The following is a 20,313-nucleotide window of genomic DNA, read 5'->3' as shown; positions in this document are numbered from 1 at the left end:
TTTATGGAAGAAAAAATTAATCCTAGCGAATTAGAGCTTAATGAATTTATTAAGATTATTAATGAAATCAGCGGTATAGATTTAAATGAAAAAAGAAATATTTTAGTTTTAAAATTATCAAAATTTGTTTCAAGTACGGGTGTAAAAACCTTTGCTGAATTTTTAAGCAAACTTCAAATAAATAGACAGCTTAGACAAGACACTTTAGATTTTGTTACTATAGGGGAAACATACTTTTTAAGAGAATTGTCGCAATTAAAAGAAATTATTTTTTATGCTAAAAGTCTTGAAAAAACAGTAAATATTTTAAGTGCTCCTTGTTCTAGTGGCGAAGAGGTGTATTCTATGGCGATTTTGGGAGCTCAAAATTTCCTTAAGGATATGATGATCTTAGGAATTGATATAAATTCAAATGTCATCGAAAAAGCAAAGGTGGGTAAATATCAAGGTAGAACTTTACAGCGTTTAAGCGAAAGTGAAAAAAGAAGATTTTTCACAGATATTGGAGAGCAAACATTTAGCATTAATAAAAGCGAACTTTGTACATGTAGATTTGAATTATGTAATGTTTTTGAAGATAAATTTTTAAGACTGGGTAAATTTGATATTATTGTCTCTAGGAACATGATGATTTATTTTGACTATGATTCTAGAATTAAATTAATGGAGCGTTTTTATCAAATTTTAGCTGATAACGGTAGGTTGTATGTGGGCAATGCCGATTTGATTCCTGAAACCACATTTTTTAAGAAAGTTTTTTCACCTCGAGGTGTGTACTATGAAAAAATTTGATTATATTTTCTTAAATTTTACAAAAAGTTACACTTTTTTATATCTTCGCTAAAATAAAGTTACTATTTTTAGCTTAAATTTTGATTTTGGTGCTATGATATTGTCAATATAATAAACCCTTGTTATTATTAATTTTTAAGTTTAATCAAAAAAGGAAAGATTTTGATAGAGTTAAGAAATGTAAATAAATATTATGGAACCCATCATGTTCTTAAAAATATTAACCTTTGTGTTAAAGAAGGTGAAAAACTTGTTATCATAGGCCCTAGCGGAAGTGGAAAAAGTACTACTATTCGCTGCATGAATGGACTTGAAGAGGTGAGTTCGGGTGAAGTTGTTGTAAATAATCTTGTTTTAAATCATAAAAATAAGATTGAAATTTGTAGGAAATATTGTGCTATGGTTTTTCAACATTTCAATCTTTATCCTCATATGACTGTTTTGCAAAATTTAACTTTAGCTCCTATGAAACTTCAAAAAAAATTACGCCAAGAAGCCGAAGAAACAGCCTATCAATATCTTAAGGTGGTTGGACTTGTAGACAAGGCAAATGTTTATCCAGCCACGCTTTCAGGTGGTCAGCAACAACGTGTTGCTATCGCAAGAGCGCTATGTACTAAAAAACCTTATATCTTGTTTGATGAACCTACTTCAGCACTTGATCCTGAGACTATACAAGAAGTTTTAGATGTAATGAAAGAAATTTCTACACAAAGAAATACAACTATGGTTGTGGTAACTCATGAAATGGGTTTTGCTAAAGAAGTTGCCGATAGAATTATTTTCATGGAAGATGGTGCTATTGTGGAAGAAAATGTTCCTAGTGAGTTTTTTTCCAATCCTAAAACTGAAAGAGCAAGACTCTTTTTAGGAAAAATTCTTAAAAATTAAACCAAATTTTAAAAGGAGAGAACAATGGTTTTTAGAAATTCTTTATTAAAATTAGCAGCACTTGCTTTAGGAGCTTGTATGGCTTTTACTAGTGCAAATGCAGCTGAAGGAAAACTTGAAGCTATCAAGGCTAAAGGAGAGTTGGTTATAGGTGTAAAAAATGATGTACCACACTATGCTTTACTTGATCAAGCTACAGGCGAAATTAAAGGCTTTGAAGTTGATGTTGCTAAAATGCTTGCTAAGAGTATTTTAGGAGATGAAAATAAAGTTAAACTTATAGCAGTAAATGCTAAAACAAGAGGTCCATTACTTGATAATGGTAGCGTTGATGCGGTTATAGCAACTTTTACTATCACTCCAGAGAGAAAAAGAGTGTATAATTTTTCAGAGCCGTATTATCAAGATGCTGTAGGGCTTTTAGTTTTAAAAGAGAAAAATTATAAATCTTTAGCAGATATGAATGGTGCTACTATAGGGGTAGCTCAAGCAGCAACTACTAAAAAAGTTATCAATACTGCGGCTAAAAAAATAGGTGTTAAAGTAAAATTCAGCGAATTTCCTGATTATCCTAGCATAAAAGCAGCTTTAGATGCAAAAAGAATTGATGCGTTTTCAGTTGATAAATCTATTTTACTAGGTTATAAAGATGAGAATAATGAAATTTTACCTGATAGTTTCGATCCTCAAAGTTATGGCATAGTTACAAAAAAAGATGATGTAAATTTTTCAAATTATGTCAATGATTTTGTAAAACAAAACAAAACTGAAATCGACGCTTTAGCTAAAAAATGGGGTTTATAAAATGAATGAGAGTGTAGGCTTTGTGGATAAATTAAGGCAACTCCTTAGTTCTTGGGGTTTGTATGATGAAAGTAGTACAAATCCTTTTGCAATTTGGAAATTTCTAGACGCTTTGGACAATGGAGATGCTTTTATTAGCGGTTTTATTTATACTTTAGAAGTGAGCATTCTTGCATTACTTATAGCGATTGTTTTTGGAACTATAGGTGGTGTGATGGCCACAAGTAAAATTAAAATCCTAAGAGCCTACACTCGAGTGTATGTTGAGCTTTTTCAAAATATTCCCTTGGTAATACAAATTTTCTTTTTATATTTTGCTTTGCCTGGCTTAGGAATTCATCTTGATATTTTTACCATCGGTGTTTTGGGTATAGGTGCTTATCATGGTGCTTATGTAAGTGAGGTAGTTAGAAGTGGAATTTTATCTGTTCCTAGGGGACAATTCGAAGCTTCAGCCTCTCAAGGTTTTACCTATGTACAGCAAATGCGTTATATTATAGTTCCACAAACTATAAAAATTATCCTGCCGCCTATGACAAATCAAATGGTAAATTTGATTAAAAATACTTCTGTATTATTGATTATAGGTGGAGCAGAGCTTATGCATTCTGCAGATAGTTATGCTGCTGACTATGGAAATTACGCACCTGCATATATTTTTGCGGCGATTTTATATTTTATCATTTGTTATCCTTTGGCATATTTTGCAAAAGTTTACGAAGACAAGCTTAAGAAAGCTCATTTAACAAGATAAGGGGTTTGGTATGGAAAATGTTTTTAATGCTCAAAATATTGAATTTTTAATGCAAGGTCTAGTCCTTACCCTTAAAATTGCCTTGGCGACTTGTATTATATCTATCATTTTTGGAACTTTTTTAGCTATTACTAAAAATTATGGAGATAGATTCAGCAGGTTATTAGCAACTTGTTACATTGATATATTTAGAAATACTCCATTGCTTTTATGGATGCTTGCTGCTTGTTTTGTTTTGCCATCATTTTTTCCACAAATGCCACAAGCTTTTTGGGGAACTATAGGATTTTCGCTATACACAAGTTCAGTTATGGCTGAGATTATACGTGGTGGTTTAAATTCTATTCCAAAAGGACAATTTGAAGCAGCTTATTCTCAAGGATTTAGTAAATTTTTTACTCTTTTTTATATTATTTTACCTCAAACTTTTAGAAAGGTTGTTCCGTCTTTGCTTTCTCAAATTGTTACCACTGTAAAAGATACGGCCTATTTGGCGGGTTTACAAATAGCAGAACTGACTTATAATTCTAAAAATATTTTGGCTAGACTTACGAGTTTTGATGAAATTTTAGCTACTATAGGTTTTGTTGCTGTGATTTATTTTGCTATATGCTTTTCATTATCCATGCTTGTAAGATATTATGCTAAAAAAACCGCTTATGTTTCTTAGAAAATATGTATTTTAATTAAAAGAGAATGAAATTTACAGCATTTTTTAAATTTTATTTTATTAAAATCTTATTTTAATATTATTTAGTAAAAGGTCTTTTATGCGCGGTTATAAAATTTTTTCAGGTTCGGCTAATGTAGAATTTGCAAAACAGATTTCTAAATATCTTTCTTTGCCTTTAAGTGATGCTGGAGTAAAGCGTTTTAGCGATGGAGAAATTAGCGTTCAAATTGATGAAAGCGTACGTGGTAAAGATGTTTTCATTATCCAAAGCACCTGTGTACCTACCAATGATAATTTAATGGAGCTTTTAATCTTAACAGATGCTTTGCGACGCTCAAGTGCAAATTCTATTACAGCTATTATTCCTTATTTTGGTTATGCAAGACAAGATAGAAAAGCAAATCCAAGGGTACCTATTACTGCTAAACTTGTTGCCAATTTAATCGAAGCAGCAGGGATTGATCGTGTGGCTACTATCGATCTACACGCGGGGCAAATTCAAGGTTTTTTTGATATACCTGTTGATAATCTTTATGGAAGTATAGTATTTAATGATTATATCAAAACCAAGCATTTTAAAAATGCAATTGTTGGAAGTCCTGATATAGGAGGTGTAGCAAGAGCTAGAAGTGTGGCTAAAAATTTAGGACTTGATATAGTGATAGTAGATAAAAGACGCGAAAAAGCTAATGAGAGCGAAGTTATGAATATTATCGGAGATGTTAAAGATAAAGAGGTGATTTTAGTCGATGATATTATTGATACTGCAGGTACTATTGTAAAGGCTGCTGAAGCTTTAAAAAACAAAGGTGCAAAATCCGTTATGGCTTGTTGTACTCACGCGGTTTTAAGTGGTAAAGCTTATGAAAGAATTGCTTCAGGGGCGCTCGATGAGCTTGTAGTTACTGATACCATTCCTTTAAGAGAGCAATTGCCTAATATAAAAGTTTTAAGCGTAACTCCTGTATTTGCTGAAGTAATACGCCGCGTTTACCACAATGAAAGTGTAAATTCTCTTTTTATTTAATTTTCTATATTTTTTTAAATATCTTATATTAATATAAAATAAATCAGAACTATCTCTTTGATAGTTCTATGATTTTTTTACTTTTACTAATGACAAAAAATATTTGATAGTGCATCTTTAAATATAATAACGACTTAAAAAATAAAAGCAAACTTTTAACAAAATAAAGCAACATTCTATAAATATTTTTAACTTTAATAAAACTTGTCTTAAAAATAGTCATAAAAAATAAGATAAGATTGCATGTTTATTTTTTTTGAAAATGTCACTTAAAGAAACAAAAAGAATATTTTTTTATACGATGTAAAAAAACTAAACAAACATTTTATTAAATTTATTTATAAATTTGGTATCCTTTGAAATATTTTTATTATTTTAGGAGAACTATGGCTCGTTTTGGAACTAAAATTTTATGGTTGTTTGTCGCAGCTTTAGGTGCTATTTGTTTTGCTCATTTAGCTTTACAAAATGGCGAGAGTGTATCAGCAATTTATCTAGTAGTTGCTGCTGTGTGTATCTATATGATAGGATATAGATTTTATGGACGCTTTGTAGCGTATAAGGTTTTAGAACTTGACAAAAATCGTGCTACACCTGCAGTTTTAGAAAATGATGGACGCGATTTTGTTCCTACAAATAGAACAGTTTTGTTTGGACATCATTTTGCTGCTATTGCAGGTGCTGGTCCTTTAGTGGGTCCTATTTTGGCTGCTCAGATGGGATATTTACCTTCTATGCTTTGGATTTTAGTGGGAGGTGTTTTAGCAGGTGCGGTTCATGACTTTGTTGTGCTTTTTATATCCACTCGTAGAAGAGGTAGAAGTTTAGGCGAAATTATCAAAGATGAAATGGGTAAATTTACCGGTGGTGTTGCAATGGTAGCAATTTTTGGTATCATGCTTATTATTATCGCTATTTTAGCTATGGTAGTTGTAAAAGCTCTCGCAGAGTCACCTTGGGGATTATTTACCATTGCAATGACTATTCCTATAGCAATTTTTATGGGAGTATATATGCGCTTTATTCGCCCAGGTAGAGTAGGTGAGGCTTCAGTTATAGGTTTTATACTTTTGATTCTAGCGATTCATTATGGTAGTGTTATAGCTGCTGATCCTTATTGGGCGAAAATATTCACATTAGAAGCTCCAACTTTGGCAATTATTATGATGGCTTATGGCTTTATCGCAGCTGTTTTACCTGTATGGTTTTTATTGGCTCCAAGAGATTATCTTTCTACTTTCTTAAAGATTGGTGTTATTGTTGTAATGGCTGTAGCTATTATTATCGTTGCACCTGATTTGCAAATGCCAAAAACCAATGCTCAGTATTTTGATGGAACAGGTCCTGTATTTGCGGGTGCTATTTTTCCATTTTTGTTTATAACCATTGCTTGTGGTGCTATTAGTGGTTTTCATGCTCTTATTTCAAGTGGAACTACTCCAAAAATGCTTGAAAATGAAACTCATGCTTTGCCTGTTGGATATGGCTCTATGCTTGCAGAAAGTGCTGTAGCAATTATGGCTTTAATTTGTGCTTGTATTTTACATCCTGGACTTTATTTTGCTATAAATTCGAGTTCTGCTTTAATAGGATCTGATGTTGCAAGTGCGGCGCAAGCTATTTCAAGTTGGGGATTTAGTATCACTCCTGAAGAAATTTCTACTTTAACTGCAAATATAGGAGAATACACTATACTTTCTAGAACAGGTGGGGCTCCAACTTTTGCTATAGGCGTAGCTTTAATTTTACATGAGCTTTTTGGTGGTATTGATCTAATGGCTTTTTGGTATCATTTTGCTATATTGTTTGAAGCTTTATTTATCTTAACAGCTGTGGATGCTGGAACTAGAGCTTGCCGTTTTATGGTGCAAGATATCTTAGGTAATGTCTATAAACCTTTGGGAAATATTCATAATTATCCAGCTGGACTTTTAGCAACCGCATTGAGTGTTGCAGGATGGGGATATTTTCTTTATCAAGGTGCGATTGATCCTAAAGGTGGTATTTATACCCTTTGGCCTCTCTTTGGTGTAAGCAATCAAATGCTTGCAGGTATGGCTTTACTTCTTGCTACAGCCATACTTGTAAAAATGGGCAAGGCAAAATACACTTGGGTAACTTTAATTCCTGCTACATTTGTTTTGGTAGCAACCCTATATGGAGGAATACAAAAAGTTATGCCTTACGAAGAAGGAAATAAAGTAGGAAATGCTGTAAGCCATGTGGCAGCAGTTACTATACAAAGTCAAAAAATTCAAGATTTAGAATTGAAATTAAACAATGCCAAAGATGAAAATGAAATTGCAGCAATTGAAAAAGAAATTTCCGTAGCTACTCAAAGTAAGATCGGAAATTTAATCAATGCCATTCTTTGTGTGTTTTTCATGTTGGCCACATTGCTTGTCATACTCTCTTGCATAGGAATTTGCCTAGGTAAGATTAAAATTCCACTAAAAGAAACCAAATATATTAAACTTGATGAATTTCAAAAAGTTTAAACACTACTATGAAAAAGCCGAAAGGTTTTTTCATCCCTTAGTGGGACTTTCGAGTTATGATAAGTATTTAGAACACATGAAACACAAACATCCTGAAAAAACCCCAAAAACTAGAGGAGAATTTTTCAAGGAATGTTTAGATAAAAAATATAACAGCGGCGGTTTAAATAAATGCTGATAAGCTTAACAAGGATAAAGTTTTTATCATACAAAAAATTAAGCTTTAAGTATTTGTAAATCCATGAATTTTCTTTAATTCTTCACTAATAGGCTTTTTCTTTCCTTCTCTTGTAACGCTAACATAAGTAACTAAGGCAGAGGTTACGTTTATGCAAGAAGTACAGCCTTGTGAATCCACTCTTTGAGCACTAACTTCTACTTCTACACCTATAGAAGTCTTTCCTACGCTAACAATCTTAGAATAGCAAGAAATTATATCACCTATAAAAACAGGCTCTTTAAAAACTACCTTATCCATAGATATAGTTACGACGCGTTCAGGAGAAAGTTCTCTAGCTGCTATTGCGCCTGCTAAATCAATTTGTGAAAGTATCCATCCACCAAAAATATTACCTGCGGGATTGGTATCACTTGGCATTGCAACAATTTTTAATTTTGGTTCTCCCATATCTCTCATTTTTTACTCCTTATTTTAAAAAATGAATTATAATTCAATAAAGTTAAAAAAGGAGAATAAAAGTATGAATAATTTCAAAGAATTAGCAAAACTTGTAAAAAATCGTAAAGAAAATATCAATCTTTTTTATGATCTTTTAGATTCTGAGCAATGGGGCGAGTATTTTGAGAGACTTTTAACTCTTAGTGAGTTGAAAAGAGATAAAACAACTCTTTTGGCTATATTAAGACGCTTAGTAGATCTTAAAGAGGAAAATTTGATACAGGAGTGGAAAAAAAATAATTTCAAAGAAGAAAAAATTACCAAGCTTAAGCATAAATTCTATGAAGAGATAAGAAAATTTTATGAAAAAGAGCATCAAGAGCTAATCTATGAGATCAAAGAAAGAAAAATCGTAAATGATTTTTATCAAGTTCTTATCCAAGGAGTGCATAATATAGGCTTAGTTATCAATGCTTTTGAAGTTTCTTGGACTAAAGAGATTATAGAAAAAAACAATAAAATTTTAGCAACTCAATTTCCAAATTTAAACGATGCGATGGAATTTTTACGAAAAAATCAACTCTATCAAACAACTCCAAAGGGTGATATTTGCGAAAGAAGCTATGGTGTTTTGGTAAGAATAGGAAATATGTGGAAATTTGTTCCTTATGCAAGATTTTTTGAAGATGAAATTTTAAAACTCGAATTTGCTTTTGATGATATGATTGATAAATTAAAACAAATAGCTAAAAATGAAGATGAGTTAGCTTATATAGAGTATTTTCAAAAGCTAAAACTAGCTTTTTGTGAAAAGGAAGAAGAAAAGGTTATAGGAGCGTGGCAAGAGGCTGAATTTGCATGGATGAAAGTCAAATCTCCATTACAAGTAGGTCATCCTTTAGAATACTATGAAGATAATTACACTCATGCTGTAGCTTTAGAGTGGGATATAAGAATAGAAGATGAGAGTGATTTTGATGCCTTGAAATTTTCAAAAGATATCAAGCAAAGCTTTATGCGCGTATATGAAAATATCGGAATTCAAGATGAGCAACTTAAAAATGAAGTTTTGCATAATATTGATAAAACACAGCTTTATGTTTGCGCACCGATGATTTATTATGGAGCTGAGCTTAAGGGTTTGTTTTCTGCGCAAGTTGTTCCTAATGATGAATTTGTAAGTTCTATTGCAGGCAAAAAAATCTTTGCTTTTTTAAATTTTGTCTATGAAAATGCTAAAACAAAACCTTTTATGAGAATTGCTAGTGAAATTTTTAATAAAGATTTTTTGGATTATGGAAGAGATATTTTATTTTTCAAAGAAAAAATTTGGAAAAGAGTTTATGAGGTTTCTACTATAGGACATGAATTTGGTCATATATTTTTTATCGCTAAAGACAGTGAAAAACTTATGAATCAAAGTGGTTTTTTTAAAAATATCGAAGAATATAAGGCAACAAGTGGCGGACTTGTTAATTTCTTTTATCATGAACAAGAGGATTTGAAATTACCTGTTTTTCATGAACTTATTAAAAGAGCTGTATCTTTGATAGCTTGGCAAAGAGTTGAAGAGGTTAAGCCTTATTATACAGAAGGACTTATTCATTTATCACTATTATTTCAAAGTGGAGTTTTGAAATTTGAAAACAATAGATTAAATGTTAATTTTAATCTGGAATATTATGAAAATTTTAAAGATGCAACTTTAAAAAATTATCATGATTTAGCTAAACATTATGCTTTAAAGCTTGATGCTAAAGAATTTTTAAATCGTTTTTGTGCTTTAGAAAACGATATTTTTATGCCTCTTTATCCAGAATGCAAAGAATTTGTTCAATTCTACTATGATCTATATGAAAAAATAGGCAATGAAATTGACAATAGTGGGGAATTTGAGCGCTATAAAATGCAAAAAAAATCCTAAAAAACATGTTTTTACTTGATATTGTTTTCTAAATATGCTAGAATTAGGCGTTTCAATATAAAACAAAGGAGCTTTTATGACTAAAGCAGATTTCATTTCGCAAGTTGCTCAAACTGCTGGGCTAACAAAAAAAGATGCTACTGCTGCTACTGATGCAGTTATTTCTACTATCACTGATGTATTGGCTAAAGGTGATAGCGTTAGCTTTATAGGTTTTGGTACTTTCTCAACAGCCGAAAGAGCCGCAAGAGAAGCAAGAGTGCCAAGTACTGGTAAAACCATTAAGGTTCCTGCAACAAGAGTTGCTAAATTTAAAGTGGGTAAAAACCTTAAAGACGCTGTTGCAAAAGCTAAAAAGAAAAAATAATATTAAGGCTAGAAATTTTTCTAGCCCTGCTTAAATAAAAAATTTAAATTAATCCGACAATTTATATCCTTTATTTACTTTATTTTTATAAACTTACTTGAAACTAAATTTTTGAAAGGTTGGTTTTATGAGAGTTTATAAAAAAGTAAATGAACTTATAGGCAATACTCCTATAATACAATTAGAGAAATTTGGTGCAAATCTTTTTGCTAAATGCGAATTTTTAAATCCAAGTCATTCAATTAAAGACAGAGCAGCTTTTGCAATGATCCAAAGCGCTTTAAATGAGGGCAAAATCGATTCTAAGACTGTTATAGTCGAAGCTACAAGCGGAAATACAGGTATTGCATTAGCAATGATTTGTGCAGATTTAGGACTTCAATTTGTTGCCACTATGCCAGAATCTATGAGTATAGAAAGACGCAAAATGATAACTCTTTTTGGAGCACAACTTGAACTAACTCCTGCAAGTTTAGGTATGAAAGGTGCAGTGGATAAAGCTAATGAAATTTTAAAAAATACCCCAAATTCTTTTATGCCATCGCAGTTTGACAATTTGGCCAATAAAAATGCACACCGCAAAACTACTGCCTTAGAAATATTAAAAGATTTGGATAATGATCTTGATATTTTTGTAGCGGGTTTTGGAACAGGTGGAACTATCAGTGGAGTTGGTGAAATTTTAAAAGAAAAATTAGGAAAAATTCATGTCGTTGCTGTAGAACCTTTAGCCTCTCCGCTACTTAGTAAGGGTGAAGCTGGAAGTCATAAGATACAAGGTATAGGTGCAAATTTTATCCCTGCTATCTTAAATAAAGATATTATAGATGAAATCATCACAGTTAGCAATGAAGATGCTATAAATACAGCTAAAGAGCTCGCTAAAAACGGTCTTATGGTAGGAATTTCAAGTGGTGCAAATGTGTTTGCAGCAAGTGTTTTGGCTAAAAAATTTCCAGATAAAAAAATTCTTACTATGCTAAATGATACAGCTGAAAGATATCTTTCAACCGATCTTTTTGCTTAAAAATTTTATTTAGAGCTTAGAAAATTTTTAAGCTCTTTTACAACTTCTTCAGGATTCAAATCTCTAATGATCTTTTGTAGCTTTCCGTTTTCATCGATGAGAAAAATTTCGCTACTATGCGCAACGGAATATTTCATCACAGAATCATTGATATCTATTTTTTGATATTGAACTCCATAATTTTTAGCCACTTTCTTTAAAACGCTATCATTTTTTGCAATAAGAGCGTCCGCATTAGGATAAAAATATCTTAACCATTCGTTAGTTGAAGTTAAATTACCATCTCTAGAAATATCTAAAGAAATAAAAAGAACATGAGCTTTTGGATCTTTAAGGGCTTTTAAATTTTTACCGATTAAAGAGAGAGTAGAGGGGCAAATATCAGGACAAAAAGTATAACCAAAATAAACTATAAGTTTCTTGCCCTTAAAATCCTCTAAAGTAGTTTGCTCTTTAAAGGCAGATCTTAGATTAAAGTCGTATTGGTTTTTATTTATCAAACAAAAAGCTAGTATACCCATCGCAACAAAGGCGACTGCAAATAAAAAAACCTTTTTCATCTTTTTAGATCAAAATCAAAATGAAAACCTATAGGTTTATCATCTTCAAAAACTTCAGCTCTAAAACGCATAACTTCAAGAACACATGCAGCCAAAACCAATCTTGACTCATAATCTGTTTCATTTATTTTAGTAACTCTAGGCATTATATCTCCCATAAACATATTTAAGCCATAAATTTTAATTTTTAAATTTTTATAATTTCCTAAATTTTTAATTTTTAAATTGGTGATTTCTAAGGATTGGAGAGGTTTTGGATCCATAGAAATCAAAACCTCTCTATCCTTAAAACTATAAGTGCAATTTTCGATATTTAAATCACAGCTTAGAGGTGATAAAACCTCAGTTTGACTTAAAGTCGTTCTATCTTTTAAAACATAAAAATCAAATATGATATAAAGAATTAAAAGAGATAGGCCTGAGGCCAAAATAAAAAATATTTTTTTCATTATCTATAACTTTTTTGATCCTATGTCACGAACTTCTAAACTTTGATTATTGTCAAAAGTTAAAGTCAAATTCGCTTTAGTATTTTCATCAATAGCTTGATTAAGCTTAAAAAGCATAATATGATAACTTCCAGGTTTTAACTCGGTACTAGAATGTGCTTTAACAGGTATCTCAGGAATTTGTATCATAGCTTTCATACCATGTTTATGTTCATGAGTGTGTAATTCGCTCACTTGATTGATATCAGTTTTTGCATCTATTAAAGAGATGTCCTTATCGGTATTGTTAACAATGGTAAGAAATATAGCACTATTAACAGCATTAGGTGGAGTTTGTTTAATAAATGCATCTTTGATTTCTATATCTTTAGCATAAAGACTTAATGCAAGCAAAGCGCTTAAAGTGATAATTTTTTTCATATTTTATCCTTATTATTTTAGTATTAAATAATTATTAATTATATCAAAACAAAAGAAAATAATCAATTATTTTTTTAAAAAATGAAATTTTTTATTAAATTTAATTTTGAGGCAAGATTGCACTATTGTATATTTTTTGCAAAGTAACATCAAAATCAAAGAAAAAGCCATTGTTTAAAAACTCAACCCTAAAGCGAGAATCATCTGTAACACTTTTTCCTGTAAAATTTATAATAATTGAATCCTTTGTGTTTGTAAATTGTGGGATAATGTTTCCTATATATGAGTTTAAACTATAAATTTTAATTTTTAAATTTGGATCAAAGGGAAAATTACTTACTTTAATGGCGGTATTTTTAAAGATTTTTATAGGTTTAGGATAAGCAGATACCAAAATTTATTTTCCTTTAAACAAAAAGGTGCAATCTTGAGAATTTAAATCACATTTTAATGGAAGGCAGGTATTGAGTTTAAACACATTATCCTTTTTTTATCATATAAAATATAAAAGGTTAATGAAAATATAATCAGAAATATTGCTGCTATAAAAAATTTTTCATGATAATAAAACAATGCCTTTAAAATTGATTTTTTCGTGATTTGGGATATTCTACAATCAATTATAGCATAATAAAATTTAATATAATTAATATTTTTTAAGAAAAAAAATAATATAATCACAGACATTTTTGTCAAAAAATATTATAAATACAGTTTTAAGGAAAAGCATTGCTTAAAAAGATTTTAGCATTTTACTTTATATGCATTTCAGCTCTTGGGGCTTCTGATTTGGTAAAAATTTATTTAAATCAGGGTTTAGATGCTGTAGGTGTAGCAATTGAAAAAGAATTAACAAATAAAGATTTTTGGTTAGATGAAATAGGCGATAGAAATATCTCTTTAGGATATTACGATGATGATGTTGCTATTGTGCTTACAAATAAGACAGATAAAATTCTCCGTGTTTATTCTTATAGTGATGGGAAGATTAAACAAGACTTTGAACAAAAAGCTATCATTACAGGACTTATGGGGGATAAACAAGTTGAGGGGGATTTAAAAACTCCAGTAGGCTTTTATGAGCTTGGACGCAAATTTAATCCAGGGGATCCTTATTATGGTCCTTTTGCGTTTGCAACAACTTATCCTAATTTACTTGATAAAGTTCAAGGCAAAACAGGCGGAGGGATTTGGATACATGGCTATCCTTTAGATGGAACAAGATTGGATGAATTTAAAACGCGTGGTTGCATAGCCTTATTTAATGAAAATCTTGAAGAATTTGCAAAAGTAGTACAAGATAAAAAAGTATTTGCTATGACAGAGGAAAAAGAAAAAGTAAGAGCCAAAAAAGAAGATATAGCTGCTTTACTTGCAGATCTTTTTGCTTGGAAGCTAGCTTGGACAGATAGCGATATAAATACTTATTTAAATTTCTACGATGAGAAACAATTTAAGCGTTTTGATAAAATGAAATTTGAACAATTTGCTTCTATGAAAAAGTCTATTTTTTCTAGAAAAGAAGACAAAAAGATTAAATTTTCGGATATAAATATCAGCCCTTATCCGAATGTAGAAAATGAGACTATGTATAGAATTTCATTTTATGAGGATTATTATACTAAAAACTATCAATTTAAAGGGGATAAAATCTTATATGTTAAAATTGATAGCAAGGGAAAAATGAAAATCTTAGCAGAACAATAATGTCTTTAATTAAAATCAATCAAAAAGCTTATGAAAGCAATTTAAAAATTATAGCTGAAAAAATAGGTAGCTTTTCAAGATTGATTTGTGTTTTTAAAGATAATGCTTATGGGCATGGAGCAAAAATTTTAGCTCCGATTGCTAGTACTTTGGGCGTTAATTTTATAGCAGTTAAAAATGAAAAAGAAGCTTATGAGCTCGAAGATTTTTTTGATAATATTTTAATTCTTTCTCACCATCCACATGGCAAAGAAAATTCTAAATTTATTTATGCTCTAAATGATATAGATAAAATCAATGCTTATCAAAACGATACAAGAATACATCTTAAAATAGACACAGGAATGCATCGCAATGGAGTTTGCGTTGAGGATTTAAATGAAGCTTTGTTGAAAATCAAATGTTCTGCATTGAAGCTAGAGGGTATATTTACACATTTTGCAGGTGCAGATGAAATGGATGCAAGTTTTTTTATTCAAAGGGAAAAATTTTCTAAAGCTAAAGATATTGCTAAACAAATTTATAAAAATTTGATATTTCACTCGCATAATTCCCCGGCTTTATTTAGAGCTGTAAAAATACCCGAAGATGAGCTTTGTAGAACAGGCTTAGCGCAATTTGGTTATGGTGATGAAAGTCTAAAAAAAGTTTTAAGTTTATATGCTCATAGATTAAGTCATAGAGAATTACAAATAGGTCAAAGTGTAGGTTATGGTGGAGCTTTTAGTGCGACAGAAAAAATCAAAATAGCTACCTATGATTTGGGTTATGCAGATGGTTTGTTTCGTTATGATGGCAAGGGAGATTTATTGCTAGCCAATAAACAAAAAATTTTAGGTAAAATTTCAATGGATAGTTTTTCTTGTCAAGATTTTGGAAAGGAAATATGTGTGTTTGATAATGCAGATGTTTGGGCAGATTTTTTCAATACTATCAATTATGAAATTTTAGTAAAACTCCATCCTGATATCCCAAGAGTATTGGTGTAAATATGTTTAATATTGTTTTAGTTCATCCTAGAATTCCTCAAAATACTGGCAGTATAGGTAGAATGTGTTTTAATGCGGGTTTTAAATTGCATATTGTCAAACCCATAGTTTTTGATATTTCTCAAAAAGCAGTGCGTAGAGCAGGGCTTGATTATTGGGAAAAGCTTGAGCCTGTAATTTGGGAAAGTTTAGATATCTTTCTTGAACACAATCTCATTTACAAAGATCGTTTTTTCTTTGCGACAACAAAAAGTAATAAATTTTATTTTCAAGCCAAATTTCAAGAAAATGATTTTTTATTTTTTGGTAGCGAGAGCTATGGTTTACCGATGGAATTAATGCAGCTTAACTGGGATAATGCCATTACAATCCCTATGAAAGCTTGTGGTAGAAGTTTAAATTTGGCCACAAGTGTCGGCATTGTTTCTTATGAAGCCTTGCGTCAAAATTTTGATCGTTTTAGTTTATAATCTTACTTAACTTTATATTTTTTTAAATATTTTGTAAATTATCAATATTTTTTCATAAAAAATATGCTAAAGTTGTAGCGAATTTTACTTTTTTAAAGGAGAAATATGGGTGAGCAAAATTTAACTTTAAACCCCTCAGTTCCATTCGATGAAAAGATATTAAAAATTCTCGAATATGTTCTGCCATATACTGATACTATAATGGTAGTTCTACTTATAATCTGCGGAATTTACTATAGTTTCTTAACTAGATTTGTACAATTTCGCATGTTAAAATCCGTTTTTAAAATTCTAACTGAAAGAAATGAAAACCATACCAAAGAGCACATATCTCCTTTTCAAGCTTTGATGATATCAACAGCTTCTAGGGTAGGTATAGGAAATATTGCAGGCATCTCTATCGCGATCGCTGCAGGAGGAGCGGGTGCTTTATTTTGGATGTGGTTTATGGCGTTTTTTGGTGGTGCTTCAGCTTTTGCAGAAAGCACTTTAGCACAAATTTACAAGTCTAAAGATAATACAGGAGGATTTAAAGGTGGTCCTGCTTATTATATAAAAAAAGCTTTAGGTTCTCATTTTTTTGGAGCTTTTTTTGCTTTTATTCTTATTATTACTTATGCTTATGGATTTAACGGACTTCAAAGTCAAACTATGACTTCGGCTTTTAAAGTTTATTATGATATGTTTAATCCTAATGCTACAACAGATTTTGCTTCAAGTTCTTGGCCTATGATTATTGGTATTATTTTAACCCTTTTTGGAATTTGGATGTTTTTTTCACATCATACAAAAATAGGTAAAGTAAGCTCTTTAATCGTCCCTTTTATGGCATTAGCTTATATCTTACTTGCCTTTATAGCTGTTTTGATTAATTTTGAAAAAATTCCTTCTGTAATAGTGCTTATATTTGAAAGTGCTTTTGATTTTAAAGCGATTTTGGGTGGATTTGCTGGTTCTGCTTTGGTTATAGGAATTAAAAGAGGACTCTTTTCAAATGAGGCGGGCATGGGTTCTGCTCCAAATGCTGCCGCTGCTGCTCTTACAAGTCACCCTGCAAAACAAGGTATTATACAAGCGTTTTCGGTTTTGATTGATGTTATTGTTTGCACAAGTTCAGGGTTTTTGGTTCTTTTTTCTATGGCATATTTTAATGTTGGAGCCGATGGAAAACCTCTTTTAACCGCAATGCCTTTAGTACAAGAAGCAATGCGTGAATATTATGGCGGTTTTGGAGTCCATTTTATTACTATAGCTATTGTTTTATTTGCTATCACTTCTTTGATAGGGAATTACTATTATGCCCAAGCTAATGTAAAATATCTTACAAATTCCAAATTAGTCATGAATTTGTTTAGAATTACTGCTGTAGCAATGATTTTTATAGGTTCTCAAATGAATTTAAAACTTGCTTGGAGTTTAGCGGATTTAACTATGGCGTTTATGGCAGTTACAAATATTGTTTCTTTACTTCTTTTAGGGGGTATAGTCAATAAAGTATTGAAAGATTTCAACACCCAACAAGACTCTAAAATAAATCCAAAATTCAGCGCTTCAAAACTAGGTATTAAAAATGCTGAATGCTGGGACTGATTAAAAAGCCTTAATTTTAAGGCTTTTTAGTGATTTAAAACCTTATTTAAAAATTCTTTCAATCTTTCATTTTTTGGATTTTCAAATACTTCTTTAGGGCTTGCATCCACTGCAAGTTCTCCTTTATCCATGAAAAAAATGCGATTAGCGACATTTCTGGCAAAACCCATTTCATGAGTAACTACTATCATAGTAAGCCCTTCAGCGGCCAAATCCTTCATGATACTTAAAACTTCTCCTATCATTTCAGGATCAAGTGCTGAAGTAGGCTCATCAAATAAAATGACATCAGGATTCATCATCAAACTTCTTGCTATGGCAATGCGTTGCTTTTGTCCGCCTGAAAGTTTGTGCGGCATTACCTCTTTTTTATCGGATAATCCTACTTTTTTAAGTAAAATTTCAGCTTTATTTATAGCTTCATCTTCGCTTAAGATTCCTGTTTTTACTGGGGCTAAGCATAAGTTTTGCAATACATTTTTATTGGCAAAAAGATTAAAATGTTGAAATACCATACTGACTTTTTGACGAATTTTATTAATATCAGTTTGTTCATCTAAGATATTGCGTCCTTTGATAAGAATTTCTCCACTGTCTGCAAGTTCCAAGCGGTTAATACAACGCAAAAAAGTACTTTTTCCACCCCCACTTGGACCTATGATGGATATAATATCGCCTTTGGAAATTTTGGTGCTGATATTTTTAATAACTTCTAAATTTCCATATTTTTTATTTAAATTTTTAATCTCAATCATTTTTGCTCATCCTTAACTCAAGTTTTTTAGCAAAATAACTAAAAATTTTTACACTTACATAATACACAAGTCCTGTAAAAATAAGAGGTTTTGGATTGTATAATACCGCTTGAAGGCTTTGGCTTTGCATAGTAATATCAATAACGCTTATAAATCCAACCACGGAAGTTTCTTTAAACAAAGAAATAAATTCATTAGCCAAAGCGGGTAAAATGTTTTTGGTCGCTTGTGGTAATATAATTTCTTTCATTGAAGTTTTATAATCAAGCCCCATAGCACGCGCTGCTTCCATTTGTCCTTTATCGACACTATTAATCCCGCTTCTTACGATTTCTGCTATATAAGCAGAGCTATTAAGCCCTAGGGCAAATATTGCTGCATAAAGATTATCAATAAAAGTAAAAATTACAAAAGCAAAAATCATAAGTTGTAATATTACAGGGGTTCCTCTTATAATATCAATATATTCATCTATGATAAAATTTAAAACTTTTATCTTTGAAAAGTGTAAAATGGCAAGACTAAAACCAACAACTACACCAATAATTGCCGAGCAAGCAGTAAGTAAAAGAGTGATAAAATAACTTTTTATGTAAGCTTGCGCATTTGGAGTGTATCCGTAATTTATAGCCCCATCCGCTTCTTTAATTTGTAAAATTTCAATAGGAAAAGAAAAATATCCCCAAAAAAGAATGATGGCGAAAAATACAAATATTCTTATATTTTTTTGATTCAAAACACAACCTTTATCAAAAATTTTTGACTTAAATTTTATAAAATTATCGTTTGATTTTTCTTTAAAGATTTGCAATAATATGTTAGAATTTTCAAAAAAGGCTTCATGATATGATAGTTTTGGATTTTATTTTAGTCGTAGCTTTTGTACTTTTTATGATATTTTTAATAGTAGGATTTAACCGTCAAATGAGTGAAAAAGCTAAAATTCGAGAAGAAAAATTTAAAAATAAGGAGAGAAAAAATGAGTAAAAAAGTATTGATTCCTTTGGCTCAAGGATTTGAAGAAGCTGAGTTTATAGGTATAGCAGATGTATTAAAAAGAGCTGCGGAATTAAGTGGGAATTTGGAAGTTATTATCGCTTCTTTGGATAATGAACTTTTGGTAAAAGGTGCAAATGGGATCAGCATAAAAGCGGATTGTTCTTTAGAAGCTGTAGACACTAAAAATCTCGATGCAATAGCCTTGGCGGGTGGTTTTGATGGTATGAATAATCTTAAAAATTCAAATGAAATTTTAAGTATTATTAAAAAACTACACAGTGAAGGCAAGATTGTTTCTGCAATTTGTGCTTCTCCTATAGTATTAAATGCTGCTGGAGTTTTAGAGGGTGAATTTACTTGCTATCCAAGTTGCGAAACAGGTCTTCAAGGAAATAGAGTGAATAAAGCTGTAGTTGTAAATAAAAATGTTATTACAAGTGCAGGTCCTGCAACGGCTATTTTATTTGGATTAGAGCTTGCAAAGCAACTATGCGGTGATGAAATTTATAATTCATTATATGAAGGTTTGCTTATTCCTTTAACAAAATAAGCATTTTGTTATGATAGTGTAAAAAACACTATCATAAATTAAAATAAAGCTTGAGGATTTTCATTCTCATCTTTTTCTTTAGGAAGTCTAAAGCCACCCAACATATGAAAATGTAGATGAAAAACTTCTTGACCGCTGTTTTTGCCACAATTTGTTACCAAGCGATATCCACTTTTATCCACTCCTAAAAGTACAGCCAATTCTTGTATAAAACTTGTCATTTTTTCCATAAGCTTAGGATCAAATTCTTGAAAATCTTTAAAATGTTTTTTCGGGATAATAAGTATATGAATGGGCGCCTTAGGAGCTATATCATGAAAAGCTAAAAAATCATTATTTTCAAGTACTTTATTGCAAGGAATTTTTCCTTCAACAATGAGTTCAAAAACAGTTTTTTCTTTCATTATTTATCCTTCTTTAGTGTTAATTTTATACAATTATATCTTTA

25 protein-coding genes are annotated in these 20,313 nt (G+C 30.9%); 17 read left to right on the top strand and 8 right to left on the bottom strand.

Features of this window, described 5'->3' with window-relative positions:
* The first annotated feature begins 3 nt into the window (after nt 1-3).
* The 8 genes from CCO88_RS02805 (at nt 4) to kcuS (ending at nt 7,617) form a co-directional block, all read left to right on the top strand.
* Nucleotides 4-792 carry a CheR family methyltransferase gene (locus CCO88_RS02805; RefSeq protein ID WP_002781712.1) on the top strand — a complete coding sequence of 263 codons (789 nt, stop codon included), beginning with the start codon at nt 4-6 and terminating at the stop codon, nt 790-792.
* 162 nt (nt 793-954) lie between these two features.
* Nucleotides 955-1,683 (top strand): amino acid ABC transporter ATP-binding protein, encoded by a 729-nt coding sequence (locus CCO88_RS02800; RefSeq protein WP_002784344.1) that lies wholly within the window; start codon nt 955-957, stop codon nt 1,681-1,683.
* 24 nt (nt 1,684-1,707) lie between these two features.
* Nucleotides 1,708-2,487, top strand: coding sequence for a bifunctional adhesin/ABC transporter aspartate/glutamate-binding protein PEB1a (gene peb1A, locus CCO88_RS02795; RefSeq protein ID WP_002786433.1), 780 nt, complete (start codon nt 1,708-1,710; stop codon nt 2,485-2,487).
* A gap of 1 nt (nt 2,488) precedes the next feature.
* Nucleotides 2,489-3,241: an amino acid ABC transporter permease gene (locus tag CCO88_RS02790; protein ID WP_002779604.1), complete on the top strand. Its 753-nt coding sequence runs from the start codon at nt 2,489-2,491 to the stop codon at nt 3,239-3,241.
* A 10-nt stretch (nt 3,242-3,251) separates the two neighbouring features.
* Entirely contained in the window at nt 3,252-3,911 is a 660-nt protein-coding gene (locus tag CCO88_RS02785) for an amino acid ABC transporter permease (RefSeq protein ID WP_002779603.1), read from the top strand.
* A gap of 100 nt (nt 3,912-4,011) precedes the next feature.
* The gene (locus CCO88_RS02780; RefSeq protein WP_002839298.1) at nt 4,012-4,941 is read left to right on the top strand and encodes a ribose-phosphate pyrophosphokinase; all 930 of its coding nucleotides are present in this window, start codon (nt 4,012-4,014) and stop codon (nt 4,939-4,941) included.
* 386 nt (nt 4,942-5,327) lie between these two features.
* Entirely contained in the window at nt 5,328-7,439 is a 2,112-nt protein-coding gene (locus CCO88_RS02775; RefSeq protein WP_002779601.1) for a carbon starvation CstA family protein, read from the top strand.
* Nucleotides 7,420-7,617 carry a KCU-star family selenoprotein gene (gene kcuS / locus CCO88_RS02770; RefSeq protein WP_002779600.1) on the top strand — a complete coding sequence of 66 codons (198 nt, stop codon included), beginning with the start codon at nt 7,420-7,422 and terminating at the stop codon, nt 7,615-7,617. The genes CCO88_RS02775 and kcuS overlap by 20 nt, the downstream gene beginning before the upstream one ends.
* Nucleotides 7,618-7,662: 45 nt before the next feature.
* Here the strand turns inward: kcuS and CCO88_RS02765 are convergent, their stop codons facing one another.
* A complete protein-coding gene (locus CCO88_RS02765) occupies nt 7,663-8,076 on the bottom strand; it encodes an acyl-CoA thioesterase (RefSeq protein ID WP_002781726.1) in 414 nt (137 codons plus the stop codon).
* A 64-nt stretch (nt 8,077-8,140) separates the two neighbouring features.
* Between CCO88_RS02765 and ciaB the strand changes: the two genes are divergently transcribed.
* From ciaB to cysK, 3 genes are all read left to right on the top strand, one after another.
* Entirely contained in the window at nt 8,141-9,982 is a 1,842-nt protein-coding gene (gene ciaB / locus CCO88_RS02760) for an invasion protein CiaB (protein WP_002799701.1), read from the top strand.
* A gap of 76 nt (nt 9,983-10,058) precedes the next feature.
* On the top strand, nt 10,059-10,349 hold the full coding sequence (locus CCO88_RS02755; protein ID WP_002779597.1) for an HU family DNA-binding protein: 291 nt from the start codon (nt 10,059-10,061) through the stop codon (nt 10,347-10,349).
* 127 nt (nt 10,350-10,476) lie between these two features.
* Nucleotides 10,477-11,376: a cysteine synthase A gene (gene cysK / locus CCO88_RS02750; protein WP_002799388.1), complete on the top strand. Its 900-nt coding sequence runs from the start codon at nt 10,477-10,479 to the stop codon at nt 11,374-11,376.
* A gap of 5 nt (nt 11,377-11,381) precedes the next feature.
* Here the strand turns inward: cysK and CCO88_RS02745 are convergent, their stop codons facing one another.
* From CCO88_RS02745 to CCO88_RS02730, 4 genes are all read right to left on the bottom strand, one after another.
* A complete protein-coding gene (locus CCO88_RS02745; protein WP_002839294.1) occupies nt 11,382-11,936 on the bottom strand; it encodes an SCO family protein in 555 nt (184 codons plus the stop codon).
* Complete coding sequence (locus tag CCO88_RS02740; protein WP_002779594.1) at nt 11,933-12,385, bottom strand: hypothetical protein; 453 nt, start codon at nt 12,383-12,385, stop codon at nt 11,933-11,935. The genes CCO88_RS02745 and CCO88_RS02740 overlap by 4 nt, the downstream gene beginning before the upstream one ends.
* Nucleotides 12,386-12,388: 3 nt before the next feature.
* A complete protein-coding gene (locus CCO88_RS02735) occupies nt 12,389-12,805 on the bottom strand; it encodes a copper chaperone PCu(A)C (protein WP_002779593.1) in 417 nt (138 codons plus the stop codon).
* Between the two features lie 100 nt (nt 12,806-12,905).
* Complete coding sequence (locus tag CCO88_RS02730) at nt 12,906-13,199, bottom strand: hypothetical protein (RefSeq protein WP_002832067.1); 294 nt, start codon at nt 13,197-13,199, stop codon at nt 12,906-12,908.
* A gap of 335 nt (nt 13,200-13,534) precedes the next feature.
* On the opposite strand from CCO88_RS02730, the gene pgp2 reads away from it, so the two are divergent.
* From pgp2 to CCO88_RS02710, 4 genes are all read left to right on the top strand, one after another.
* Entirely contained in the window at nt 13,535-14,512 is a 978-nt protein-coding gene (pgp2, locus tag CCO88_RS02725; RefSeq protein ID WP_002779591.1) for a cell shape-determining L,D-carboxypeptidase Pgp2, read from the top strand.
* Nucleotides 14,512-15,501, top strand: coding sequence for an alanine racemase (locus CCO88_RS02720; RefSeq protein WP_002786429.1), 990 nt, complete (start codon nt 14,512-14,514; stop codon nt 15,499-15,501). Before pgp2 ends, CCO88_RS02720 begins: the two co-directional genes overlap by 1 nt.
* A 2-nt stretch (nt 15,502-15,503) precedes the next feature.
* Nucleotides 15,504-15,971 (top strand): tRNA (cytidine(34)-2'-O)-methyltransferase, encoded by a 468-nt coding sequence (locus CCO88_RS02715; RefSeq protein WP_002786427.1) that lies wholly within the window; start codon nt 15,504-15,506, stop codon nt 15,969-15,971.
* 201 nt (nt 15,972-16,172) lie between these two features.
* Nucleotides 16,173-17,561 carry an alanine/glycine:cation symporter family protein gene (locus tag CCO88_RS02710; RefSeq protein WP_079727732.1) on the top strand — a complete coding sequence of 463 codons (1,389 nt, stop codon included), beginning with the start codon at nt 16,173-16,175 and terminating at the stop codon, nt 17,559-17,561.
* Between the two features lie 26 nt (nt 17,562-17,587).
* Here the strand turns inward: CCO88_RS02710 and CCO88_RS02705 are convergent, their stop codons facing one another.
* Together CCO88_RS02705 and CCO88_RS02700 are read right to left on the bottom strand one after the other, a co-directional pair.
* Nucleotides 17,588-18,316 (bottom strand): amino acid ABC transporter ATP-binding protein, encoded by a 729-nt coding sequence (locus tag CCO88_RS02705; protein WP_002784341.1) that lies wholly within the window; start codon nt 18,314-18,316, stop codon nt 17,588-17,590.
* The gene (locus CCO88_RS02700; RefSeq protein ID WP_002784340.1) at nt 18,309-19,052 is read right to left on the bottom strand and encodes an amino acid ABC transporter permease; all 744 of its coding nucleotides are present in this window, start codon (nt 19,050-19,052) and stop codon (nt 18,309-18,311) included. The genes CCO88_RS02705 and CCO88_RS02700 overlap by 8 nt, the downstream gene beginning before the upstream one ends.
* A gap of 110 nt (nt 19,053-19,162) precedes the next feature.
* Here CCO88_RS02700 and CCO88_RS10595 point away from each other — a divergent pair, with 110 nt between their 5' ends.
* The gene (locus tag CCO88_RS10595; RefSeq protein ID WP_002784338.1) at nt 19,163-19,303 is read left to right on the top strand and encodes a hypothetical protein; all 141 of its coding nucleotides are present in this window, start codon (nt 19,163-19,165) and stop codon (nt 19,301-19,303) included.
* Nucleotides 19,296-19,865 (top strand): DJ-1 family glyoxalase III, encoded by a 570-nt coding sequence (locus tag CCO88_RS02695; protein WP_002776988.1) that lies wholly within the window; start codon nt 19,296-19,298, stop codon nt 19,863-19,865. Before CCO88_RS10595 ends, CCO88_RS02695 begins: the two co-directional genes overlap by 8 nt.
* Before the next feature lie 38 nt (nt 19,866-19,903).
* Here CCO88_RS02695 and CCO88_RS02690 read toward each other — a convergent pair whose 3' ends face one another.
* Nucleotides 19,904-20,269 carry a histidine triad nucleotide-binding protein gene (locus CCO88_RS02690; RefSeq protein WP_002776987.1) on the bottom strand — a complete coding sequence of 122 codons (366 nt, stop codon included), beginning with the start codon at nt 20,267-20,269 and terminating at the stop codon, nt 19,904-19,906.
* Nucleotides 20,270-20,313 lie beyond the last annotated feature (44 nt).

The sequence above is a fragment of the Campylobacter coli LMG 9860 genome (assembly GCF_000254135.1).
Taxonomy (GTDB): domain Bacteria; phylum Campylobacterota; class Campylobacteria; order Campylobacterales; family Campylobacteraceae; genus Campylobacter_D; species Campylobacter_D coli.
This window is presented reverse-complemented; position numbering and strand designations above follow the sequence as displayed.